Source organism: Paraburkholderia nodosa DSM 21604, assembly GCF_000519185.1.
Lineage (GTDB): Bacteria > Pseudomonadota > Gammaproteobacteria > Burkholderiales > Burkholderiaceae > Paraburkholderia > Paraburkholderia nodosa.
In genome coordinates this window covers 1-4,762 of record NZ_JAFA01000101.1, presented here as the reverse complement: position 1 = coordinate 4,762, position 4,762 = coordinate 1, and the positions used below count along the sequence as shown (strand labels likewise).

Here is a 4,762-nt window from a genome sequence, read left to right as displayed (position 1 = left end):
GATGGCGTCGACGGGTTCGCCGCGCAGCAACCGAAGCACCACACTACGCTTGCGGCCGGTAGACCAGCGTTTGATTTCGGCCGCGCCGGAGGCGCTTGCAGTCGCGCTACGCGCTCCTTCCAGCGCCTCCGGCGCAATCGCCTTCGTATCGGGTCTCTTCAACATCAACCACTCCAGTTTGGATCACACGTTTTACCCCAACTTTGTGTCCAGAAAAACCGGAGCCGCCGCACCCGGAAGCTGGCGTAATCGTGCATAGCGACAGGGGCGCCCAGTATTGCAGCGGCCTGTTTCAGGACACCTTGAAGGCCTATGGCATGCGCTCGTCGATGAGCCGACGCGGCGATTGTTGGGATACGCGCCGACCGAAAGTCTGTGGGGTTCGCTGAAGGTAGCACGCATGCATGGCCGGCACTTCGCTACACGGCGTGCCGCAATGGATGAAGTAATTGATTGGCTGGGCTTTTACAATGCACGACGGTTGCACTCGACACTCGACTACGTCAGCCCCATGAATTTCGAGAAGAACTGGTTCGCGGCTCAGCAAGGCGAAGCCGCATAATTCCCTCAGCTATGGGATTCGTCAACGGGGGCAAGGTCACGGTCCATCAGCTTCTCGCGCTCAAGCGACACTTCCTACGTGCCTCACTTTATCCCAAACAGCTCGCCGCACGCCTCGCCGCCGGGCATCTTTTCATTGAGGCCACAAGATCGCGGCGCGATCGAGCCGGCCATCGGTCACATGAAGGCCGGCCCAAGTTCGATATGTTTGATGACAAAGCGACAGGAAGCCAGTCCATCTCAGAAAGCTTACTGTGCGCGATCCTTTACATAGTAGGACACCGGTGCATCAATAATATCATGAGCTATTCCAGTCACCATTCCATTTGCAGAAGCCTCATCTGGACTGAGAACCTTCCTGTTATTTTCACTGTGAATTATTGAATTTATTTCCTTGTCGTTCAGTTTGGTGCACTTGCTGTAGATATCTGAAAGCATTTTCGTGGCAGTATCCAAATTTTCCGTGGCAACATTGAGCTGATCGGGCTGGAACCTGTTGCTTAGGTCTATGCTTGGCGGGTGCAGAATAAAGATCCCTCCAGGAAAGGAGAGGCGATCCTGAGCGCCGCAAAACATCATCGTAGCAGCCGACATTACCGAGGCTAAATTAACTGTTATTACCGGCACCCTCGAACTATGGATGGCGCGGTAAGTAATATACGCCGCATCCATATCTCCACCGTCGCTATCGATATATAGATAAATAGAGTTGAGCTTAGGGTACTTCGCGTTCAACTCGTCTAACGCCGCTATCAAGTCATTCGCCTTTAGAATTGTGACGGGCCCCGTATAAAATATTTTGCTATTCAATACGTCGTATCTTCTATCGGCGTCGGGTATAATTTTCGATAGGTAAGCATGAGCCGGTACCCCGTAAAGAAAAGATAGCAGCAACGTGCCACGAATAAGAATTTCACAAAAAACTCTCATACCTTCCTCTTTTTAAAGAAAACACGGATTAATTAGTCCATCCCCGATGTCGGAGCACACAGACGGATCCTACAAATGATAGACATCGACACGCCGAGGGTAGACTGATCACGGCGAGGGAAACTTGCCGCTTGGCTCGGGCTCATTCCGCGACAGCATTCATGAGGAGCAAGGGCCAGCTTGGGTATCTCCAAGCCACGACACCGATACATTGGCTCGAAGCTGGCCGAAACCCTCTTTGCAATTCCGAAGCTGTCGCGCCGATGCACCTTCACGAACCAAGATCAGAAAACGTTGCTGGTTGCGGTCGGGAAAAGATCGCCTTTCAAGATAGCCTGTTCGAGGGCGATCGCACTCACGCGGTTGGGCCCATCAATTCGGATTGAATGGTCATTGCCGTGAAAAGTGAGGTATCTAAAGGGAGATCGCCAAACGCAACTTGGCAAAGAAGATAGTTGGCCCCTGCTTCTTGCAATTGATCAAGGAGAGTTCGTCGAACAAAAGCTGCCGTTCCTACCACGCACAGTTCACTATCTACTGCTGCATCAAAAGTCAAGGGCAGATTTGATGGAACTGGAATTGAATTGAGGTCGTACAGGTATCTGAAGTTCCTAAGCCAACGTTCGAAAGCAGGCGCCGCGAGCGAATATGCATGGCTAGCGGATTGCCCGACCACAATCATGCGAAGCAATCCGAGAAATGATGGTTTGCTGGCCGTGCCCGTGTTGCATCCTTCCACCGCACGGTATGCCTCAGTGATCTCGCGAACAAATGTCGCGGGTCCTACAGATGCCACATTTGCGCCGTTTGCGGCGGCCCAGCGCGCGGACTCAGTTCGGTTGGTGGCGATCCATGTTGGCGGGTAAGGACGTTGACGAGGCATTAATGCCAAAGGGACATTATCTAGCTGAAAATGGTGGCCTTGGTAGAAAAGGGTGCCGCCCTTCATCGCCGCCATTAGAATCTCGCAAGCTTCGAGATAGCGTTCTGGCACGTCGTCCGCATCTATCCCGAAGTGGCCAAGCTCTAGGGGAAGAGAACCGCGCCCTATGCCCATCTCGACCCTACCACCGCTCAGGTGGTCAAGCATGCATATCTCCTCAAACGCACGTAGTGGGTGATGGAGGCTAAGCAGCATGACCAACGGACCAAGACGAAGTTCCCTGGTGCGCTGTGCGACGCTCGACAAGAACAGATTCGGCGACGGCCCCCTCCCATGCGGCGTAAAATGGTGCTCTGCCAGATGATAAGCGTAAAAGCCGAGCCGGTCACAGGCTTCAGCCAGCCTGAGGCGGTCCGCGTATTGTTGCGCAACGGCGCAGCCGTCATCGTCCAAATGATCGAAAATGCCGAATTCCAGCTTAGACGGTAAGGCGTTTCTCATTCAATTTTCTCCATCTCACATCCGGGTACCGAAATCAGTCATCATGGTGCGGGCCCCGCTGTGCTTGCGAGGGGGGTGAGCTGGCATCGCCATCCGATCGGATGACTAACCATATAGAAGGGAAGCCGACCGATCTGCAGGTTGGTGCGCTTAGAATTCGCTGAGTATGACGATGCAGAATGCTGATACGCGGGCCACTCCTAAAGCTTTCTGCCGTCCCCCGATCAGTTTTGTCGCCATTTGTCCGACCTTGACGTTGATACGACCCGGTTCCAGCAGCATCCGACCAGCTTCCGCATAGTGCCGCTGGTGGACCATGGCGTGTTGCGCAGCCGCCTGCAGATCGCGTAGCCGCCACTGAAGTGGTGAAGATTCATACATTGCGGCACCGCCGGAAAGGGTAAAGCAGGCATGCGCTGCGCGGGAACAGATTGTCGCAATCCAGATTCCAGTCTGTATGCCCTCGCTGTATAGCGCTTGATCATTCAGCGAGGCGGCCAAGGCGTGCCGCCAGTGACTCTCCGCCTGAACCTGCATGGCCGGCCGCGCTGCCCGCACATCTGCCTCAATTCGACCGAGCTCGCCCTGGTCATCACCTTGCTCCATGTTGCTGCGCTCCTTGGACGGCTGCGGTGGATGTGCTGTTTCTTCTGTGCCAGGCGGCGTGCATTCACTTTTGCCGCGAACGCTAGGCGCGAAGTGTGACCACAGGCGGAGAGCGCACGATCGGTGAGTCTAACCATAGGTTTATCCTTGTGTATGTGTAGCGTGATTGCGGTTAATGCAGGTATCGTGCCAAGTAAAAAACCCTTGCTGGATAACACCATCACCCTGCAACACGTTGTTTCATTCCCGACATTGTCCAACCTCTGACAATGTCGTTCGCCAGCCAGCTAGTCGGACGCTTCCATACGGATCCCCACCGAATGGCCCCGGCCCTCATCACTTGGTCCACAGCACCACCACACACGCTGAAGCTTATGTCGACCAATGTGGACGCTTGTTGCATGTTGGTAAAATGGGGCAAGAAGGCGAATATAAGTGCCGACGCCTGCATGCATCGGATACCGCCAGGGCTTCGTCGAAGAGAGGACAGACACCTCAACCGGTGAGGCTTGTTCTCAGCATTCGCCATAGTACTGCTGTAGAACGGAAGGCGGGGGAGTTGCGCAGGCACATGATCAAAACATCCGGACAAGAGTACGGTCAGCGATCTGCTTAAGCACAGATTTTGCAAGCAATCGCTGCGAGCGCGACGAGCCACTTTCGCCAGATCGCGCTGCTTTGTTTGCATATCTAACTTGTTGAAAGGAAGATCAATCATGGACCAGCTCTATAGAGTCGACGGAATTGCCGGTCATCAGGTTGTTCCAGGCGCGCCGATCATCCACTTTTCCCTGCTCGTCAATCCGCCCTCGGGAAACGTCTCGGGCATCGTCAAGGTTACTCAGACGACGAATTTTGCAGACCAATAAAGATCTGTCACCGGTAGGAGCCGGTGCAATATCCGACACGGATTTGAGTGTCATCCGGATGTGCGATGACATGGCCGCTCGAATCGATGAGCATGCCGAGGCTCGCGGGCGTCGGGTGGATCGCCCTGACGTTGGCAATCACGGCATCCATCTCTATGTCTCCCGCCACCACTGCTTTTACCGCACCATCGCGTAAGTGTTCACGAAAAATTCGTTTGAAATTCGGATCCGTATTTGTTTAGAAATGCAGCAAGTTCGGCATCGATGGTATCGCGCGTCCAGGTGAGAGCGCGCCGCCATCGGTATTTCAGTTGCCGCCAGACGATCTCGATCTTGTTTAGCTCGGGACTGTAGGCTGGGAGGAAAAACAGGATGACTCGTTGGCTTTATGTTCGAGCAGCCAACGTTGGCG

At 54.2% G+C, this 4,762-nt stretch carries 6 protein-coding genes and 1 pseudogene; 2 read left to right on the top strand and 5 right to left on the bottom strand.

Annotation, left to right across the window (positions count from 1 at the left end):
• Window positions 1-233: 233 nt before the first annotated feature.
• Window positions 234-562: pseudogene (locus tag A3CW_RS49865) on the top strand (IS3 family transposase); the annotation flags it as partial.
• Window positions 563-810: 248 nt separating this feature from the next.
• Here A3CW_RS49865 and A3CW_RS49860 read toward each other — a convergent pair.
• From A3CW_RS49860 to A3CW_RS0143975, 3 genes are all read right to left on the bottom strand, one after another.
• Complete coding sequence (locus A3CW_RS49860) at window positions 811-1,491, bottom strand: ATP-dependent Clp protease proteolytic subunit (protein ID WP_035515874.1); 681 nt, start codon at window positions 1,489-1,491, stop codon at window positions 811-813.
• A 355-nt stretch (window positions 1,492-1,846) separates the two neighbouring features.
• Window positions 1,847-2,875 (bottom strand): LLM class flavin-dependent oxidoreductase, encoded by a 1,029-nt coding sequence (locus A3CW_RS52080; protein WP_081772114.1) that lies wholly within the window; start codon window positions 2,873-2,875, stop codon window positions 1,847-1,849.
• A gap of 150 nt (window positions 2,876-3,025) precedes the next feature.
• Entirely contained in the window at window positions 3,026-3,481 is a 456-nt protein-coding gene (locus A3CW_RS0143975) for an acyl-CoA dehydrogenase family protein (RefSeq protein WP_028209145.1), read from the bottom strand.
• Window positions 3,482-4,197: 716 nt separating this feature from the next.
• Here A3CW_RS0143975 and A3CW_RS52075 point away from each other — a divergent pair.
• Window positions 4,198-4,350, top strand: coding sequence for a DUF1842 domain-containing protein (locus A3CW_RS52075; RefSeq protein WP_081772113.1), 153 nt, complete (start codon window positions 4,198-4,200; stop codon window positions 4,348-4,350).
• Between the two features lie 7 nt (window positions 4,351-4,357).
• On the opposite strand, the gene A3CW_RS53590 is transcribed toward A3CW_RS52075, so the two are convergent.
• Both A3CW_RS53590 and A3CW_RS54390 read right to left on the bottom strand, forming a co-directional pair.
• Window positions 4,358-4,501, bottom strand: a complete 144-nt coding sequence (locus tag A3CW_RS53590; RefSeq protein WP_281175202.1) for a hypothetical protein — start codon at window positions 4,499-4,501, stop codon at window positions 4,358-4,360.
• Window positions 4,502-4,550: 49 nt separating this feature from the next.
• Window positions 4,551-4,721, bottom strand: coding sequence for a transposase (locus A3CW_RS54390; protein WP_407669819.1), 171 nt, complete (start codon window positions 4,719-4,721; stop codon window positions 4,551-4,553).
• Window positions 4,722-4,762 lie beyond the last annotated feature (41 nt).

Coding starts and splice junctions, on each gene's coding strand:
- A3CW_RS49860 (WP_035515874.1), bottom strand. CDS start 1,491: ATGAGAGTTTTTTGTGAAATTCTTATTCGTGGCACGTTGCTGCTATCT.
- A3CW_RS52080 (WP_081772114.1), bottom strand. CDS start 2,875: ATGAGAAACGCCTTACCGTCTAAGCTGGAATTCGGCATTTTCGATCAT.
- A3CW_RS0143975 (WP_028209145.1), bottom strand. CDS start 3,481: ATGGAGCAAGGTGATGACCAGGGCGAGCTCGGTCGAATTGAGGCAGAT.
- A3CW_RS52075 (WP_081772113.1), top strand. CDS start 4,198: ATGGACCAGCTCTATAGAGTCGACGGAATTGCCGGTCATCAGGTTGTT.
- A3CW_RS53590 (WP_281175202.1), bottom strand. CDS start 4,501: ATGGATGCCGTGATTGCCAACGTCAGGGCGATCCACCCGACGCCCGCG.